General features: G+C 69.8%; 17 protein-coding genes and 1 tRNA gene. 11 read left to right on the forward strand and 7 right to left on the reverse strand.

Annotated features, from left to right (window positions below; translation table 11 throughout):
- Positions 1-53: 53 nt before the first annotated feature.
- Positions 54-719 (reverse strand): metallophosphoesterase family protein, encoded by a 666-nt coding sequence (locus tag P1K31_RS12805; protein ID WP_276303711.1) that lies wholly within the window; start codon positions 717-719, stop codon positions 54-56.
- 328 nt (positions 720-1047) lie between these two features.
- On the opposite strand from P1K31_RS12805, the gene P1K31_RS12810 reads away from it, so the two are divergent.
- Together P1K31_RS12810 and P1K31_RS12815 are read left to right on the forward strand one after the other, a co-directional pair.
- Positions 1048-1132: transfer RNA gene (locus P1K31_RS12810), tRNA-Ser, on the forward strand.
- A gap of 62 nt (positions 1133-1194) precedes the next feature.
- Complete coding sequence (locus tag P1K31_RS12815) at positions 1195-1425, forward strand: hypothetical protein (protein WP_276303712.1); 231 nt, start codon at positions 1195-1197, stop codon at positions 1423-1425.
- Between the two features lie 18 nt (positions 1426-1443).
- Here P1K31_RS12815 and P1K31_RS12820 read toward each other — a convergent pair whose 3' ends face one another.
- Positions 1444-1959: an HVO_A0114 family putative DNA-binding protein gene (locus tag P1K31_RS12820; protein ID WP_276303713.1), complete on the reverse strand. Its 516-nt coding sequence runs from the start codon at positions 1957-1959 to the stop codon at positions 1444-1446.
- Between the two features lie 176 nt (positions 1960-2135).
- On the opposite strand from P1K31_RS12820, the gene P1K31_RS12825 reads away from it, so the two are divergent.
- From P1K31_RS12825 to P1K31_RS12835, 3 genes are all read left to right on the forward strand, one after another.
- Entirely contained in the window at positions 2136-2528 is a 393-nt protein-coding gene (locus P1K31_RS12825; RefSeq protein WP_276303714.1) for an HVO_A0114 family putative DNA-binding protein, read from the forward strand.
- A gap of 115 nt (positions 2529-2643) precedes the next feature.
- Entirely contained in the window at positions 2644-3033 is a 390-nt protein-coding gene (locus P1K31_RS12830) for a helix-turn-helix domain-containing protein (protein WP_276303715.1), read from the forward strand.
- Positions 3034-3036: 3 nt separating this feature from the next.
- A complete protein-coding gene (locus P1K31_RS12835; protein WP_276303716.1) occupies positions 3037-3507 on the forward strand; it encodes a type II toxin-antitoxin system VapC family toxin in 471 nt (156 codons plus the stop codon).
- A 143-nt stretch (positions 3508-3650) separates the two neighbouring features.
- On the opposite strand, the gene P1K31_RS12840 is transcribed toward P1K31_RS12835, so the two are convergent.
- Positions 3651-3884, reverse strand: a complete 234-nt coding sequence (locus P1K31_RS12840) for a DUF8142 family protein (RefSeq protein ID WP_276303717.1) — start codon at positions 3882-3884, stop codon at positions 3651-3653.
- 101 nt (positions 3885-3985) lie between these two features.
- On the opposite strand from P1K31_RS12840, the gene P1K31_RS12845 reads away from it, so the two are divergent.
- Positions 3986-5434, forward strand: coding sequence for an amidase (locus P1K31_RS12845; RefSeq protein ID WP_276303718.1), 1449 nt, complete (start codon positions 3986-3988; stop codon positions 5432-5434).
- A gap of 13 nt (positions 5435-5447) precedes the next feature.
- Here P1K31_RS12845 and P1K31_RS12850 read toward each other — a convergent pair whose 3' ends face one another.
- Both P1K31_RS12850 and P1K31_RS12855 read right to left on the reverse strand, forming a co-directional pair.
- On the reverse strand, positions 5448-5732 hold the full coding sequence (locus P1K31_RS12850; protein ID WP_276303719.1) for a GYD domain-containing protein: 285 nt from the start codon (positions 5730-5732) through the stop codon (positions 5448-5450).
- A 12-nt stretch (positions 5733-5744) separates the two neighbouring features.
- Positions 5745-6059 (reverse strand): DUF8081 domain-containing protein, encoded by a 315-nt coding sequence (locus P1K31_RS12855; protein ID WP_276303720.1) that lies wholly within the window; start codon positions 6057-6059, stop codon positions 5745-5747.
- A 73-nt stretch (positions 6060-6132) separates the two neighbouring features.
- Here P1K31_RS12855 and P1K31_RS12860 point away from each other — a divergent pair, with 73 nt between their 5' ends.
- Together P1K31_RS12860 and fer are read left to right on the forward strand one after the other, a co-directional pair.
- A complete protein-coding gene (locus P1K31_RS12860) occupies positions 6133-6558 on the forward strand; it encodes a bifunctional nuclease family protein (RefSeq protein WP_368410810.1) in 426 nt (141 codons plus the stop codon).
- 260 nt (positions 6559-6818) lie between these two features.
- Positions 6819-7463: a ferredoxin Fer gene (fer, locus tag P1K31_RS12865; protein ID WP_276303722.1), complete on the forward strand. Its 645-nt coding sequence runs from the start codon at positions 6819-6821 to the stop codon at positions 7461-7463.
- A 63-nt stretch (positions 7464-7526) separates the two neighbouring features.
- Here fer and P1K31_RS12870 read toward each other — a convergent pair whose 3' ends face one another.
- Complete coding sequence (locus tag P1K31_RS12870; RefSeq protein WP_276303723.1) at positions 7527-9380, reverse strand: PINc/VapC family ATPase; 1854 nt, start codon at positions 9378-9380, stop codon at positions 7527-7529.
- A gap of 81 nt (positions 9381-9461) precedes the next feature.
- Here P1K31_RS12870 and P1K31_RS12875 point away from each other — a divergent pair, with 81 nt between their 5' ends.
- The 3 genes from P1K31_RS12875 to P1K31_RS12885 all read left to right on the forward strand — a co-directional run bounded on the left by P1K31_RS12875 (position 9462) and on the right by P1K31_RS12885 (position 13995).
- Positions 9462-10601 (forward strand): M20 family metallopeptidase, encoded by a 1140-nt coding sequence (locus P1K31_RS12875; RefSeq protein WP_276303724.1) that lies wholly within the window; start codon positions 9462-9464, stop codon positions 10599-10601.
- 121 nt (positions 10602-10722) lie between these two features.
- Positions 10723-12216 carry a carboxypeptidase M32 gene (locus P1K31_RS12880; protein ID WP_276303725.1) on the forward strand — a complete coding sequence of 498 codons (1494 nt, stop codon included), beginning with the start codon at positions 10723-10725 and terminating at the stop codon, positions 12214-12216.
- Positions 12217-12495: 279 nt separating this feature from the next.
- Positions 12496-13995: a lipopolysaccharide biosynthesis protein gene (locus P1K31_RS12885; RefSeq protein WP_276303726.1), complete on the forward strand. Its 1500-nt coding sequence runs from the start codon at positions 12496-12498 to the stop codon at positions 13993-13995.
- A gap of 54 nt (positions 13996-14049) precedes the next feature.
- Here the strand turns inward: P1K31_RS12885 and ddh are convergent, their stop codons facing one another.
- On the reverse strand, positions 14050-14964 hold the full coding sequence (gene ddh / locus P1K31_RS12890; RefSeq protein ID WP_276303727.1) for a D-2-hydroxyacid dehydrogenase: 915 nt from the start codon (positions 14962-14964) through the stop codon (positions 14050-14052).
- Positions 14965-15009 lie beyond the last annotated feature (45 nt).

Below are 15009 nucleotides of genomic sequence, written 5' to 3' on the forward strand. Positions count from 1 at the left end.
CGTCACGCGCGGCGTCGCCGCGTCGCTTCGTCCTCCATCCGCCCGATTCTCGATCACTCCCCCCGAGCCAGCCGCGCCGCGGTCCGCTGGGGTAAGCCTGCGGCCGCGACGTCGGCCCGCACGCGCTCCACGTCGTAGGCCACGCGGCGCTGTTCGACCGACGGCGTGTTGGGGTCGAGGACGGCGTAGGCGGCCCGGGGGTCGCCGTCGCGCGGCTGGCCGACGCTCCCCGGGTTGACGACGAGCGTACCCTCGACGCGCTCGTCGTGCTGGACGTGCGTGTGACCGAGCACCAGGGCGCGCTCGTCGCCGAGGAGGGGGGCGAGCGCCTCGAACTCCCGGGGGTAGACGTACCGATCGCGCTCCGCCGGGTGGCTGTGGACCAGGCGCACGCGCCCGTCGCAGCAGGTGGTCTCCTCGGGGAGCCCCGCGAGCCACGCGCGCTGCTCGTCGTCGAGGCGCTCTCGGGCGTGGCGGAGCCCCTCGTAGGCCATCTCGTTGTGTCGGTACGCCTCCGGCGTCGCCACCGCGCGGTCGTGGTTACCCTGCACGACGTGCGCCGCGGCGTCCCGGACGCGCTCTACGCACTCGACGGGGTGGGGACCGTAGCCGACGACGTCGCCGACGCAGACCACCGCGTCGACCGGCGGCATGGCAGCGAGGACCGCCTCCAGGGCGACCGCGTTCGCGTGGACGTCGGAGATGACGCCGATCTCCATACTCGACGTGCGGCCGCGCGACCCTTCAGTGTGGCGCGGCCGACGTTCCCCGGGCGGTCGCCGAACGGACGCTCACCCCCGACGCGATCGACTGCCGGTCGTTACCACGAGGAGAACGGTACGCCGGGCGTGAGACCGCCGAGTAGCACGCGGTCGGGGACCCCTCCGCCGTCGACGAGACCGACACCGTCACGTCTGCGACGGCGCGCCATCGCGCGCCTCGTCGGTGTCCGTGGCGCAACGCTAATTCGTGGCGCGTTTATCGCTGTCGAACGACACTGTCCGGAACCGAAACCGACTAAAGGCGCGGCGAGGTAGTGACTCGCGAGCCGAGGTAGCCTAGCCCGGCCAAGGCGGCAGATTCGAAATCTGCTGTCCGCAAGGACTCGAGAGTTCAAATCTCTCCCTCGGCGCTTCTATCGAGACGACGTGACGGTGCCGCCGGCGCGGCAGTGCACGCTTCCCACATGCAAGCGTGAGGCGACGGAGCCGGCGCGACGGCTCGCTGTGCGAGGCACACCTCAGTGGCCTTACCGACGGGGAGGACGCCGAGATGGACGCCTGCCCGCATGAGCACGAAAATCGGGTCGACGTGTGCGAGGTTTCGGACGCCGATCGCGCGGCGATGCTTCGCGAGTATTTGGAGGCGTTCGTCGACGAGATCGACGACGAGATAGACCCCGACCGGGCCGTCCGGACGTTCTGACGCGCAACGCGGTGCCCGTCACTGACGGGATGTCGTGCACTGGTCGAACGGGAGGCTAATCACGATTTCTTCGTACGGGAAGCGCGGGCGCTTTGCCCGACCCGCTTGCTCGAACTGGATCAGTCCGAGGCGGGCGAGTTCGCTCAGTTCCTCGTGCACGTTCTTCACGTCGCGCTCGACGAGGCGGGCCGTCTCTCGGATGCTCCCCGGTTCGGCGTCCGCAATCGTCTCAAGCAATTGTATCGTCCGCGGGGTGAACGTCTCAAAGAGCAACTCGACGCTCGGGAGCGAGAACGTGTCACGAGTCTCGATCGAGTCGCCGCGCTCAAGTCGTTCGATCGCCTCACGGCCAGCACGATAAAACTCCCCGTCACTATCGACGGTGACGAGGAGCGTCCGCGAAGTCGGACCCCCATCGAATGCGTCCATCATGGTCATGGTTGTGGTATCACCTGTGTGTTGTATGGGGCCTCCCAGACGCTCAAGACGTTTCTCCTTTCCTGATAGACCGTCGCCGCGCCGCCCGCCAAACACCGTTCCAGACTGAATGGGTTAGCACACCGTCACGGTGCAGTCGTGTGATTTCTGCAGAAGCGTGGTGTGCGAGGGGGGAGGTACGCTCGCGTAGTTCGGTACGCGGCAGTACAAGCCGTGACGGCATGGAATAATGACGCTTCGGGGCCGATTCATGGCCGAGGTCGACGCCCACCATGACCGAAAACACGCTCAAAATCACGCTCAAACAGCGTGACGACCACCGCGATGCAGCCGGCGAGCGACTCCGCCGCGCCGAAGCTGGCGAGACTGGCGAGGCGATCGAACAGGACGTCCGTTTCATCCTGAACTTCGAAGCGTTCGACGACATCGACCGCCTCATGCGCACGTCGAATCTCGAACTCATCGAGGCGATCGTCTCTCAGCGCCCCGAGAGCATCCGTCAGGCGGCAGCGACCGTCGACCGCGAGTACCGTGAGGTACATCAGAATCTGGCCGAACTTGAATCGTTAGGCGTTATCGAGTTCGAAACGAGCGGCCAGCAGAAGCGACCGATCCTCCGGGGAGGGGCAGAGTCTATCGAGTTCTCGATTCGACTCCCCGGTTAGCTTCCTCCGTGACCGACTGACTGACCGGGACGTGTTAGCACGTGCTAACTGGATATGGCGCTACCCTTTTAGCACGAGACAACAGGTCTATGCACCCCGGTCTCGAAGGGAGCGTATGAGCGAACGGGCGCGAGATAACAGCGGCAAGTTCGTCGAGACGCTTACTCCCGAGCGCGTCCTTGCGGTGATGAACGAGGTAGACGCCCCGATCGTTACCGCTCGGGACGTTGCCGACGCGCTCGACTGCACTCCCGAAGGGGCGACAAAGAAGCTCAAGCAGCTTCGTGACCAGGGCCGAGTCGCCCGGCGGAAGGTCGGCGGGCGCGCCGTCGTATGGTGGCTCACGGACCGGGAGCGGACGCTCGACACCACGGGTGACCATGACTCCGAAGCCCCGTTCTTCGCTGAAGAGCCGTTCGACGAGGAAGAGGGCGAGCCGATCGACGTCGCGGACACCGACGAGCTCCTCGGGGATGCGATCGCCGCCGAGACCGAGACCGAGTGAAGCGTGTCGAGCGACTTCCCCCGATTCGTCCCGACCGACAGCGTCGACGGGCGCGTGCCGCTCTTTGTCGATACCAACGCCATCGTCGCACACCAGTACGAGGGCGCGTCACGCCACGAGGAAATTCGGCCGGTGATCCAGGCGATCGGGGCGAATGACCTCCCGTACTACCCGCTCGTCACGAATCAGTGCGTGCTCGACGAGGTCGTTTCCCTGCTTCTCTCACACGCAGGGACGCGAGTTGCCCACCAGGTCACCGATCGGATACTCGAGACCGACACCTTCCGCATCCTCGACGTCGAGCCGTCGCTCGCCGAGCGGGCTGTCGAGCAGTTCCGACAGTACGACGACCAAGCGATCTCCCTCACGGACCACGTGATCGGCGTGCAGGCGCGGGACTACGGCATCGATCACATCCTCACCTATGACGGCGGGTTTCGGGCACTCGGGTTCACCGCCCTCCCGAGAGAGTGATTCCGCCGTCTACCAGACGTCTACCCAGCGCGATCGAGAACGACGATGGACGGCCGCCTGTGAGAGCGCCTCGCCGTCGCGATCGTCGGTTCGGTGCGTCGCGGTGACGCGGGCCGACCGTCGAGTACAGGCGTACCGCGCTCTCAGATCCGCTCTACGTCCTCTTCCTCCTCGGCTCCCGGTCCAACCATCCCGCCGCGGAAGGCGAACCAGCCGAGTACCGAAATGAAGAGGATGGGCGGGAGGATCATGAACGCCCAGAGCGGCTCGAGTCCCCACGTCAGCAGCAGCGCGACGTTCGCCAGGCCGAGGAGGAGAAATGGCAGTATCGCGATGGCGGCCCGCTTGCGGGTGAGGGAGTCCTCGCCGTAGCGCATACCTCCCGTCGGAGCGCCGTGGGCAAAAGCCCCCCGTTCGTCGCGGGCGCGACCTCTCGCGAGCGCATACACTTTTGCTACCGTGGCCCACAGCGGTGGACATGACCGAGGATCTGCTCTTCTCGTCGGCGACGGACCTCGCGCGTCGGATCCGCGCGGGTGACCTCTCGTCGTCGGCGCTCGTCGAGGCGTGTCTCGACCGCATCGACGCCCGCAACGACCGGACGAACGCCTTCGTCACGCTCTGCGCGGACGAGGCGCGCGCCGCCGCCGCGGCCGCCGACCGCGCGGTCGAACGGGGCGACGACCTCGGCCCGCTGCACGGCCTCCCGGTCGCGATCAAGGACCTCACGCCGGTCGCGGGCGTGCGGACGACGTACGGCTCGGTCCCGCTCGCCGAGCACGTCCCCGATCGCGACGCCCCGGCGGTCGAGCGCCTGCGCGCGGCGGGTGCCGTCGTCGTCGGCAAGACCAACACCTCCGAGTTCGGGCACGTCGCCACCACCGACAACGACCTGTTCGGCCCGACGGCGACGCCCTACGACGTGGAGCGCACGGCGGGCGGCTCCTCCGGCGGGAGCGCGGCGGCCGTCGCGGACGGCCTCGTCCCGCTCGCCCAGGGGACTGACGCCGGCGGGTCGGTCCGCATCCCCGCCGCCTGCTGCGGCGTGTACGGCCTCAAACCGACCTTCGGTCTGGTGCCTCGACGCGCGCGACCGGACGCGCTCGCCGACGCCCTCCCGTTTACCTGCACCGGCCCGCTGACGCGAACCGTGGCGGACGCGGCGCTGCTGCTCGACGCGATGGCCGGGGCGCACCCCGCCGACCCGTTCTCGCTCCCCTCCCCTGAGACGGGCTTCGTCGCCGCCCTCGACGCGCCCGTGACGGACCTGCGCGTCGCCTACAGCCCGACGCTCGACGCCTTTCCGGTGGCAAGCGAGGTGCGCGATCTCGTGGAGGAGGCGACCTGCGCCCTCGCCGACGCGGGGATGACGGTCGAGCGCGCCGAGCCCGGCCTCCAGGGGGTATGGGACCGCGCCCGCCGCGGATCGCTCACGATCTTCCAGTCGAAGATGGCGGCGCTCGCGGCCGGTTCCGGGGAGGCGTTCGGCGTCGACCTGCGCGAGCGCATGGACGAACTGAGCGGCGTGGTCGCGCCGATGATCCGCCGCGGCGAGGAGCACTCGGCGCTCGAACTCTCGGAGGCGAACGCCGCCCGAACGGCGGTCTTCGACGCGGTGGAGGCGCTCTTCGGGGAGTACGACCTGCTCGCCTGTCCGACGCTCGCGGTGCCGCCCTTCTCGAAGGCGGCGTTCGGCCCCCAGGAGGTCAACGGCGAGTCGATCGATCCCTACACCGGCTGGTACCTCACCCAGCCGTTCAACATGACGGGCCACCCGGCGGCGTCGATCCCGGCGGGCTGGACCGACGACGGTCTCCCGGTCGGGCTCCAACTGATCGGTCCGCGCCACGGCGACGCGACGGTGCTCGCGGCGAGCGCCGCCTACGAGCGCGAACGGCCGTGGCGTGGGCGGTACCCGCCGCGCTGACGGTCGCGTCGGCTCAGATGTCGTCGACCAGTTCCCCGAAGCGATCGACGGGGATGAGCTCCATCGTCTGCATGTCGAGCCCGCGGCGCTCGACGACGAGCGAGATCTGCAGCGCACGGTCGTGGTCCGGCGCTTCGAACAGGAGCAGGTAGTCGTGCTCGCCGAGGACGGCGTAGGCGTCCGTGAGGGTGCCGTCCAGGTCGTGGATCTCGTTCCGGATCTCCCCCCAGACGCTCGCCAGTTCCTGGACGTTCTGGACGGTGTCCCGCACGTCGACGAGCGCCATGTATGTGTTCATGTATCACGGTAATCAATCGCAACCAAAAGCCGTTCCGGCCGTCCGGTCGAGCGTCGCCTGCTTCCCCGTACTGTCCGGCGCGGCGGCGGGTTTCCACTCGTGCCCCGTCCCGACGAGGTAGCCGTCGACCGGCGCGGGGTCGTTCGGGACGGCGTCCTGTACCCACAGCCGCGCGCCCGGCGCGCTCAGTTCCCGGGCCCAGCGACGCGCGAGCGCCTTCGTCCCGAACCGGCGGCGGGGTCCCCGCTCGTTCACCCACCGTCCGGCCGCGGCGCTCAGGCGGCGAGCGGACGGTTTCACGGCGACGACGTATCCGTCTTCCTGCATGTTCTGTCGCTATCGCTGACTGTACGAACCGGCTGAGGGTAACTTTTCATACTCCCATCGTGAATGGCTCAACATGACAGCGACTGCCACGGTGCGGGGTGTGGGTGTGAGCGTCACCGAGGATGGTCACCGAACGCCCGTGGTGTTACTCGACGCGAACGACCGGGTCGTTCCGATCTTCATCAGCGACGACCAGGCCCAGTCGATGCAGTTGGCGCTCGACGGCGAGAGCTTCGAACGGCCGCTCACCCACGACCTCCTCGTCGACATGGTGATGGAGTTCGGCGGGGCCATCGACCGCATCCGGATCGACGACCTCGCGGACGCCACCTTCTACGCCAAGGTCGACGCCGAACAGTACCGCGACGGCGAACGCCGCAAGCTCTCCTTCGACGCGCGCCCCAGCGACGCCATCGCGCTCGCGCTCCGCATCGACTGCCCCATCGAGATCAGCGACGAAGTGATCGACCGGGCGGGGCGGCCGGCGTCTTCCTTCTGAACCACCTTTTTCTTCGTCGGGTGCGCCGAAGGCGCACCGCTCCTCGAAAAATCTGGACCAAAAAGGGCCGGGCGCTCACTCCGTTCGCGCCCGGTGAACCGCTCGCTTCGCTCGCGGACGCTCGTGCGAGTAACCGCTTTGCTCCGTCGAACCGTCGGTGGGGATCGGTCGGACGACTCGTCGGGGCGTACTGCGGTCACCATCGGGACGCCGAGCCCCCTAGGAGAGGATTTATCCGCGCGATTTCCCTACCACTACGCGTGAAGTCCCCGTTCGACGTTCTCGGGATCGATCCGGATGCGGACGACGCGGCGGTCGTTCGAGCGTACCGACGACGAGTGAAGGAGACACATCCGGATCACGGCGGCTCAGCGGACGAGTTTCAGGCGGTACTGACGGCGTACGAGCGGGTCCTGTCGGGCGACGACGGCGAGGCGGGCGACACCGACTCCGAGGGCGTGGAGGAGCGCCCCCCGCGCGAGGAGACCCGCGTCGAGTACCTGAACTACGAGGTGCTCGACGACTACGACTGGGACCTCGACGACGACGCGCTCTTCCAGAAGGCGTCCGACGAGGGGCTCGACCCGGCTGACTACGGTCGGATCCTGGTCCACCCACACGAGTTCCTCCTCGAGGCCGCCGAGAACCGGGGGTTCGCGTGGCCGTACGCCTGTCGGGGCGGGGCGTGCGCTAACTGCGCGGTGGCGGTGATGGAGGGTGAACTGTCGATGCCCGTCAACCACATCCTCCCGCCGGAGATGCTGGACCGCGGCATCCGACTGTCGTGTAACGGCGTGCCGGCGACGGACGAGATGAAGGTCATCTACAACGTCAAGCACCGTCCGGGTCTCGAGGAACTCCGGTTGCCCCCCCGCCCGTTCGAGCAGGCGCACTCCGAGGGCTGACCGCGGAGCCGCCGCTTCGCGCCGTACGTCTCGCGTTTCGCCGTCCTCGAACGCCTGTCCCCCCTACGACGGCACCACCGTGATCGCCTCCCCCCGGTCGATCGCCCCCTCCATCTCCTCGGCGATGGCGCTGCCGCGGGAGACCTGGATCTCGCCGCCGCGGGAGACGGTGGCGGTGAAGAGGTAGTCGCCGTCGGCGCGCACCTCGACCGTCTCGCCCGCGTGACCGCCGAGCGGGACGATGATGTGGCGGCCGGTGATCTCGGGGGTGACGCGCTCGCCCGCTCCCCGCTCGCCGCCGCTCCCCACGCCACCGGTTTCGGCGCTCGCCCGGGGTCGCTCGTCGAGGGTCCGCACGTCGATGTCGATGCCGAGGCGGTCCTCGATCTGGTTGATGCGGCCGCCGCCCTTCCCGATGACGTAGGAGATGTCGTCCTCATCGACGTAGACGACGGCGCGGTTCTGTCCCTGCAGGTCGACCTGCACGTGGCCGCGGGCGACCGACCGGATCTCGCGCTCGATCTCCTGTTTGGCGATGCGGCCGACGCCCGTCTCGCGCTCCTCCTCCTCGTCGCCGAGGGGGACGGTGACGACCTGGCGGTTGAACGTGTAGATCTCGTACTCGGGCGTGCCCGTCTCGTGGTCGCTGACGACGATCACCGGCCGGGCGAGGTCCTCCTCTACGAGGCCCGCGGGCACCTTCACCCTCGTCTTCACGTCGTAGACGGTCGTGAGGTCGCCCGCCTCGACGTAGGCGACGGTGTCGACGACCTGCGGGATCATGCCGAGTTCGACGCGCCCGACGAGGCGCTGGAGGGCGTCGATGGCGCGGGTGGCGTGGACGACGCCGACCATTCCGACGCCCGCGAGGCGCATGTCCGAGAAGGTGCGGAAGTCGCTGGTCTTTCTGACCTCGTCGTAGATGGTGTAGTCCGGCCGGACCATCAGGAGGGCGTCCGCGGTCTTCTCCATCTGCCCGTCGAGTTCCGTGTACTGGGTGATGTTCGGGCCGACCTGTAGGTCGCGTGGCTTCTCCATGGTCTTCACCGAGTAGCCGGCGTCCGCGAGGAACTCGGCGACCGCCTGCGCGAAGGTGGACTTCCCGGCTCCGGGCGCGCCCGCGATGAGGACGCCGCGCTGCTGGTCGAGCAGGCGCTCTTTCATCTCCTCGGCGTGGCTGTAGTCCCCGATACTCGTCTTGGCGACGGGCCTGACGGCGGTGATCTCGACGCCGTCGCTGAACGGTGGCTCCGCGATGGCGATGCGGTAGTTGCGGAACTGGACGATCCGCATCCCCGGCTCGGACAGTTCGGTGAAGCCCTCGTCGGAGACGTCGACGGCGTTCCTGATGTCGTGGACGTACTCGCGCATCGTCTCGTCGTCGAGCTCCTCGTCAGCGATGGCCTCGTAGCGCATCTCGCCGACGGTCCCCCGCTTCGCCATCGGGACCATCCCCGTCTTCAGGTGGACGCTCATCGTCTCCTCGTCGAAGTAGGGTTCGACGGCGAGTTCGCCCACCGCCGAGTCGTACGGTTCGAGGTAGCGCACGTCGAGGCCCTTCGCCCTCGCCACCTCGCCCTGGACGATGTCGCTGGTGACGAACGTGGCGTCGTACTCGCTCGCCACGTCCCGGATGAGGGCGTCGATCTCCCCCGCGCTGGCGCGGCGGATCTCCTCCTCGTTCGGGCGGCGACCCACGTACTCCAGCCGGATCCGTCCCTCGTCGGCCAGGTCGGCGAGGCGCTTGAGTTCCTCGAGCCCCTGCCAGCCGATCTCGCGGTCGCTGTTGGCCTGGGACTCGAGTTCGCTCACCACCGCTTCGGGGACGTAGACCGTGGCGTCGGCGAACTCGCCGCTCTCGACCCGCTCGGACACGCGGCCGTCGACGACCACGCTCGTATCCGGGACGACGTTCATACGGTACCTGCGCCGCGCCGCCGTATAAGCGTGTCCAACGCTCGCGGCAGAAATTAATCCGTCGCGACCGACTCGTTAGCCATGGACGACGTTCGAACCCTCGCGCGCGATCTCGTGGCGATCCCGAGCCACGATGACGAGAGCGCCGCCGGCGAGTACCTCGCGGACTGGCTCCGGGACGGCACCGACGCCGCGGTCGCGCACACGGACGCCGGCGTGATCGCGCGGCGGGGCGTCGGTGCGGCGGGCGACGGAGGCGGTGGGGACGGGGACGACAGGGACGACAGGGACGACCCGTGGACCGTCGAGGGGGGCCTCGCGCTCGTCGGCCACCACGACGTGGTGCCGCCGGACGAGTCGCAGGTCGGCGCGGGCGGCGCGTACGTCGTCGAGGAGCGCGGCGGCCGCCTCTACGGCCGCGGCAGCGCCGACATGAAGGGATCGCTCGCCGCGATGTGCTGCGCCTTCCGCGACGCGGACGCCCCCTGCGTCCTCGCCTCGTTCGCGGGCGAGGAGCGGGGCGGCGCGGGCGCGCGGCGTGCCATCGACTCGGGGTTCGCGCCCGGCTACGCGATCGTCGGCGAGGGCTCCACGGGCTACTCCGCGCCGGGGGTGACGGACGTGGCGGTCGCCCACAAGGGGCGGCGTGCGAGCCGGCTGATCGCCCGCGGCGACGCGGCCCACGCAAGCGAACCCGAGGCCGGCGAGAACGCGATCTACCGGGCGCTCGACGCCGTCGAGATCGTCCGCGACCTCGGCGCGCCGACGGCGACCGTCCTCGGCGAGGCCCTCGCGGGGAGCGTCGTCGTCACCGAGATCGACGGCGGCAGCGCGTGGAACGTCGTCCCCGAGCGCTGCGAGGTGACGGTCGACGAGCGCACCGTCCCCGGCGCGCGGGCGGACCTGGGGAGCGTCGAGGCGGTCGAGGGCGTCGGGTGGCGCGTCGAGCAGGACCTCCCGCCGATGGCCTGCCGCGACGAGGCGTTCGCGGACGCGGTGCTGGCCGCCGCCGACGGGGCGCAGTCGGGGACGCCCGAACACGTCGCCAAGCCCCACGCGACCGACGCCGGGTGGCTCGCGGACGCGGGAACGGCGTGCGTCGTCTGCGGCGCGGCCGAACCGGGCGAGGCGCACACCGCCGACGAGAGCGTCCCGCTCGCCGCGCTCGATCGGTGCTACGGGATCTACCGCGGGGCGATCGAGCGGGTCGCGCAGCCCTGACCGACGACGGCACCGTCGGCGCGCCGTTCGTGGTCGGCGCTCTCGTCGACCTGTGTGTCTCGGCCGTCGATCCTGTGAGACATTCAGCAGGTTGATAGGACGCCGTGGCTAGTCGTCACGCATGGCGACCGAACAGCAGTCGCGGTACGGCGACTTCCTGGATCGGGTCAGGCGCATCAGTAACCTCCGATCCGCCGGGATGTTGCTCTCCTGGGACCAGCAGGTGATGATGCCGGAGGGCGGCACGCCCGCCCGCTCGAAGCAGCTCTCGACGCTCTCCGCGCTCTCCCACGAACTGCTCACGGCGGACGAGATGGCCGCCGACCTCGACGCCCTCGAGGCGGCGGACCTCGACGCCGATCAGCGCGCCGTCGTCCGCGAACTCCGGCGCGAGCACGACCGCGCGGCGAGCGTCCCCGCCGACCTCGTCGAGGAGATCTCGGAGGTGACGAGCGAGGCGCTCCCCGTCTGGCAGGAGTCGAAGGAGGCGGACGACTTCGACGCCTTCGCGCCGACGCTCGAACGCCTGATCGAACTCAAGCGCGAGTACGCGGCCCACGTCGATCCCGCCGCGGACCCCTACGAGGTGCTGTTCGCCGACTACGAGCCGTACCTCGACCTCGACACCGCGGAGCGCGTGCTCGAACGCCTCCGCGAGCGGCTCGTCCCGCTGATCGAGGAGATCCAGGCGAGCGACGTCGAACTCGCCGCCCCGTTCGAGGGGCGATACGACGACGAGACGCAGATGGTGCTCGTCCGTGACGTGCTCGACACGCTCGGCTACCCCTGGGAGCGCGGTCGGCTCGACACCGCCCCCCACCCCTTCATGTCCGGCACGCAGTTCGACGCACGCGTGACGACGCGGTTCAAGGAGGACGACCCGCTCGACGCGCTCACCGCGGTGATCCACGAGTTCGGCCACGCGACCTATCAGCTTGGCCTCCCGGCCGAGGCGTACGGCACGCCGCTCGGCCAGTCGCGCGACCTCTCCGTCCACGAGTCCCAGTCCCGCCTCTGGGAGAACCACGTCGGCCGCAGCCGCGCCTTCTGGGAGCTGATCGCGCCGACGGTGAACGAGCACCTCGGCACCGCCGCGACGCCCGAGGAGGGCTACGAGGCCGCGAACCGGATCTACCCGGACAACCTCGTCCGCGTCGAGGCGGACGAGCTCACCTACCACATGCACGTCATCCTCCGCTTCGAGATCGAGCGCGACCTGATCGCGGGCGACCTCGACGTGCGCGACGTGCCCGAGGCCTGGAACGAGAGGATGGACGCGTACCTCGGGGTCCGCCCGGAGACCGACGCGGCGGGCTGCCTGCAGGACATCCACTGGGCCCACGGCAGCTTCGGCTACTTCCCGACGTACTCGCTCGGGAGCGTCCTCGCCGCGCAGCTCTACGCCGCGGCCGAGCGCGACCTCGGGGACGTGGACGCGCGGGTCCGCGAGGGCGACTTCGACCCCCTGCGCGACTGGCTCCGCGAGCGCGTTCACCGACACGGCCAGCGCTACACCACGCCCGAACTCGTCGAGGAGGCGACGGGCGAGGCGTACACGGCCGACCACTTCCTCGACTACGCGGAGACGAAGTACGGCGAGCTGTACGACCTCTGAACCCGGCACCGACCAGAGCGACCGTCGCGCCGCGCGACGACCGTCCCCTCGCCCGTCGCAGCCTCCCAGAGGCGCTCTCCGGGGCGGTCCCGCCCCGTCTCCGCGGGCGGGACCGCCGGACGCTATCGAAATAGTATTCCCCTCGCTCGGGAGAGCTACCGATGTGACAGTATCACACCGGTCCCGAACCGATCCGCGCGACCGACGCCGGTCGCGCTTCCCGGCGACCCCGCCCCGCGGTTCGCGCGGACGACGGACGCTCGACGGTTCCCTGTACTAATGCGGCTCCTCGACGCCTTCAAGCGGACGCTCTCGCCGACCGGCGATCTCACTTCACGGACGGTCGTCGGGGGGATGTGGGTCGCGTTCACCAACGGCGGCAACCGGGTCCTCGAGACGGTGATGCTCGTCGTGCTGGCGCGGCTGCTCTCGCCGGCCGACTTCGGGCTGTTCGGCATCGCGCTCGTCGCGCTCTCGGCGCTCAAGCGCTTCTCGCGGCTGGGACTCGACACGGCGCTCATCCAGCGCGAGGAGGAGGACGTCGACGCGTACCTCGACACGGCGTTCACCCTCCAGATACTCCGGGGGCTCGTCATCGCCGCCGTGGCGTTCCTCTCCGCGCCGCTGGTCGCGTCGTTCTTCGGCGAGCCGCGCGCGACGCTCCTGCTGCGCGTCGTCGCCCTCGCCACGCTCTTCGAGACGCTCTACAACCCGGGGCGGGTCTACTTCGAGAAGGACCTCGCGTTCCACAGGCAGTTCGCGTTCTCCCTCAGCGGGACGCTCCCCCGAGTCGCGGTGTCGATCGGGTACGCGGTGTTCGTCGAGGCGACGGTGTGGGCGCTCGTCGCCGGGTTCGTCGTCGGCAACGGGGTCCGGATGGTCACCTCCTACGCGATCCACGACTACCGCCCCTGGCCGCGGTTCGACCGCGGCCGCGCCGCCGAACTCGTCGACTACGGCAAGTGGATCCTCGGCTCGTCGGCCGTCTCGTTCCTCTACGGCGAGGGCGACGACGTCTTCGTCGGTCGGTTCATCGGCCCCGGTGCCCTCGGCGCGTACCAGCTCGCCTACCAGCTCTCGAACGCCCCCGCCACGGAGGTCGCACACACCATCTCGCGGGTCGCCATGCCCGCGTACTCGAAGGTGCAGGGCGACGCGGTCGCCCTCCGCGAGGGCTTCCACCGCGTCCTGCGGCTCTCGTCGCTGATCTCGCTACCGGTCGGCGTCGGCATCGCCGTCGTCGCGCCCGTCTTCGTCCCGTCGTTCCTCGGCGACGGCTGGGAGGCGATGATCGTCCCGATGCAGATACTCGCCGGCTTCGGCGTGCTGCGCTCGGTTCGGACGTGCACGTCCCCCCTGTTCAAGGCGGTCGGTCGCCCGGACTACGGCGCGAAGCTCCACGCGCTCCGGCTGGGCGTCCTCGTCGTCGCCATCTACCCGCTCACCGCCGCGTTCGGGCTCCCGGGGACGTCGACGGCGGTCCTCCTGACGAGCGCGGTCGGCATCCCCGTCGCGACGTGGCTGGCGATCCGGATCGTCGACGACGACCTGCGCTCGCTCGTCGCCATCGTCGCGTTCCCGGCGGCCGGGAGCGTCGTCATGGGCGTCTGCGCGCTCGCCGTGCGCCGGGCGGTCGCCGACGCGGCAGGACCTCTCCCGGCGTTCGTCGCGACCGTCCTCGCCGGCGTCGCCGCCTACGCGCTGGTCATGCTCGCGTTCGAACTGCGGTTCGACATCGGACTGCACGAGTTCGTCGGGCAGGTGCGACGGAGCCTCTGAGAACGCGCCGCGCCGGCAGCGTCGTCGGTGGATCGGCGCGTGTGGTACCCCGACTCAGACGACCCGGTTCACCAGTTCGTCCCCGCGCCCCGCCCGCTCGACGTTCTCGACGATCAACTCGCCCACGTCGGCGTGGTAGCGGTCGGTCATCGCGCCGACGTGCGGCGTGAGGATCACGTTCTCCATCCCCCACAGCGGCGACTCCGGCGGGAGGGGTTCGGGGTCGAACACGTCGAGGCCGGCCCCGGCGATCTCGCCCCTAGAGAGCGCCTCGACCAGCGCGCCCTGCTCGACGACGCCCCCGCGCGCGACGTTGATCACGTAGGCGTCACCGCGCATCGCGTCGAACTCCCTCGTCCCGAACATCTCCGCCGTGGCGACGTTCAGCGGGACGGCGAGCGCGACGAACCGCGCGTCGGCGATGGCTCCGTGGAGGTCCTCCGGCCGGTAGACCTCGCTCACGCCGGGGACGAGGTCGGGCGAGCGACGCACCCCGACGACGTCCATCCCGAGGGCCGCGGCGCGCTCGGCGATACCCCGCCCGAGCGTCCCCAGGCCGACGACGCAGAGGCGCTCGCCCGCGAGGGTGAACGCGGACTCGTAGGGCTCGCGCGCCCACTCGCCCGCGCCCTGGTGGTCGCGGTAGACGTGCAGCCGCCGGGCGAACGAGAGCATCATCCCGACGACCGTCTCGCCGATGGTCGTCCCGTGGATGCCGGTGCTGTTGGTGAGGGTCACGTCCGCCCGCTCGTAGCGCTCGACGGGGAACTCGTCGTACCCCGCGCGGACGCAGTGGACCCACGGGACGTCGAGGAAGGCCTCGTCCGGCCCGAATGCGGCGACGCCGTCGTACTCCCCCCGCCGCTCGGGATCGAAGCGCGACGCCTCGAGGTCGCGCTCGCGCAGGTACTCGACGAGCAGTGCGGGGTCGAACACCGCGGAGACGGAGCCGTGAACTGCCACGTGCATGGCGGAGGCTCGGCGCACGACGGTAATAGGAGTGACTGAACGGGC

This window comes from Halomarina halobia (assembly GCF_029338575.1).
Classification (GTDB): Archaea; Halobacteriota; Halobacteria; order Halobacteriales; family Haloarculaceae; genus Halomarina; species Halomarina halobia.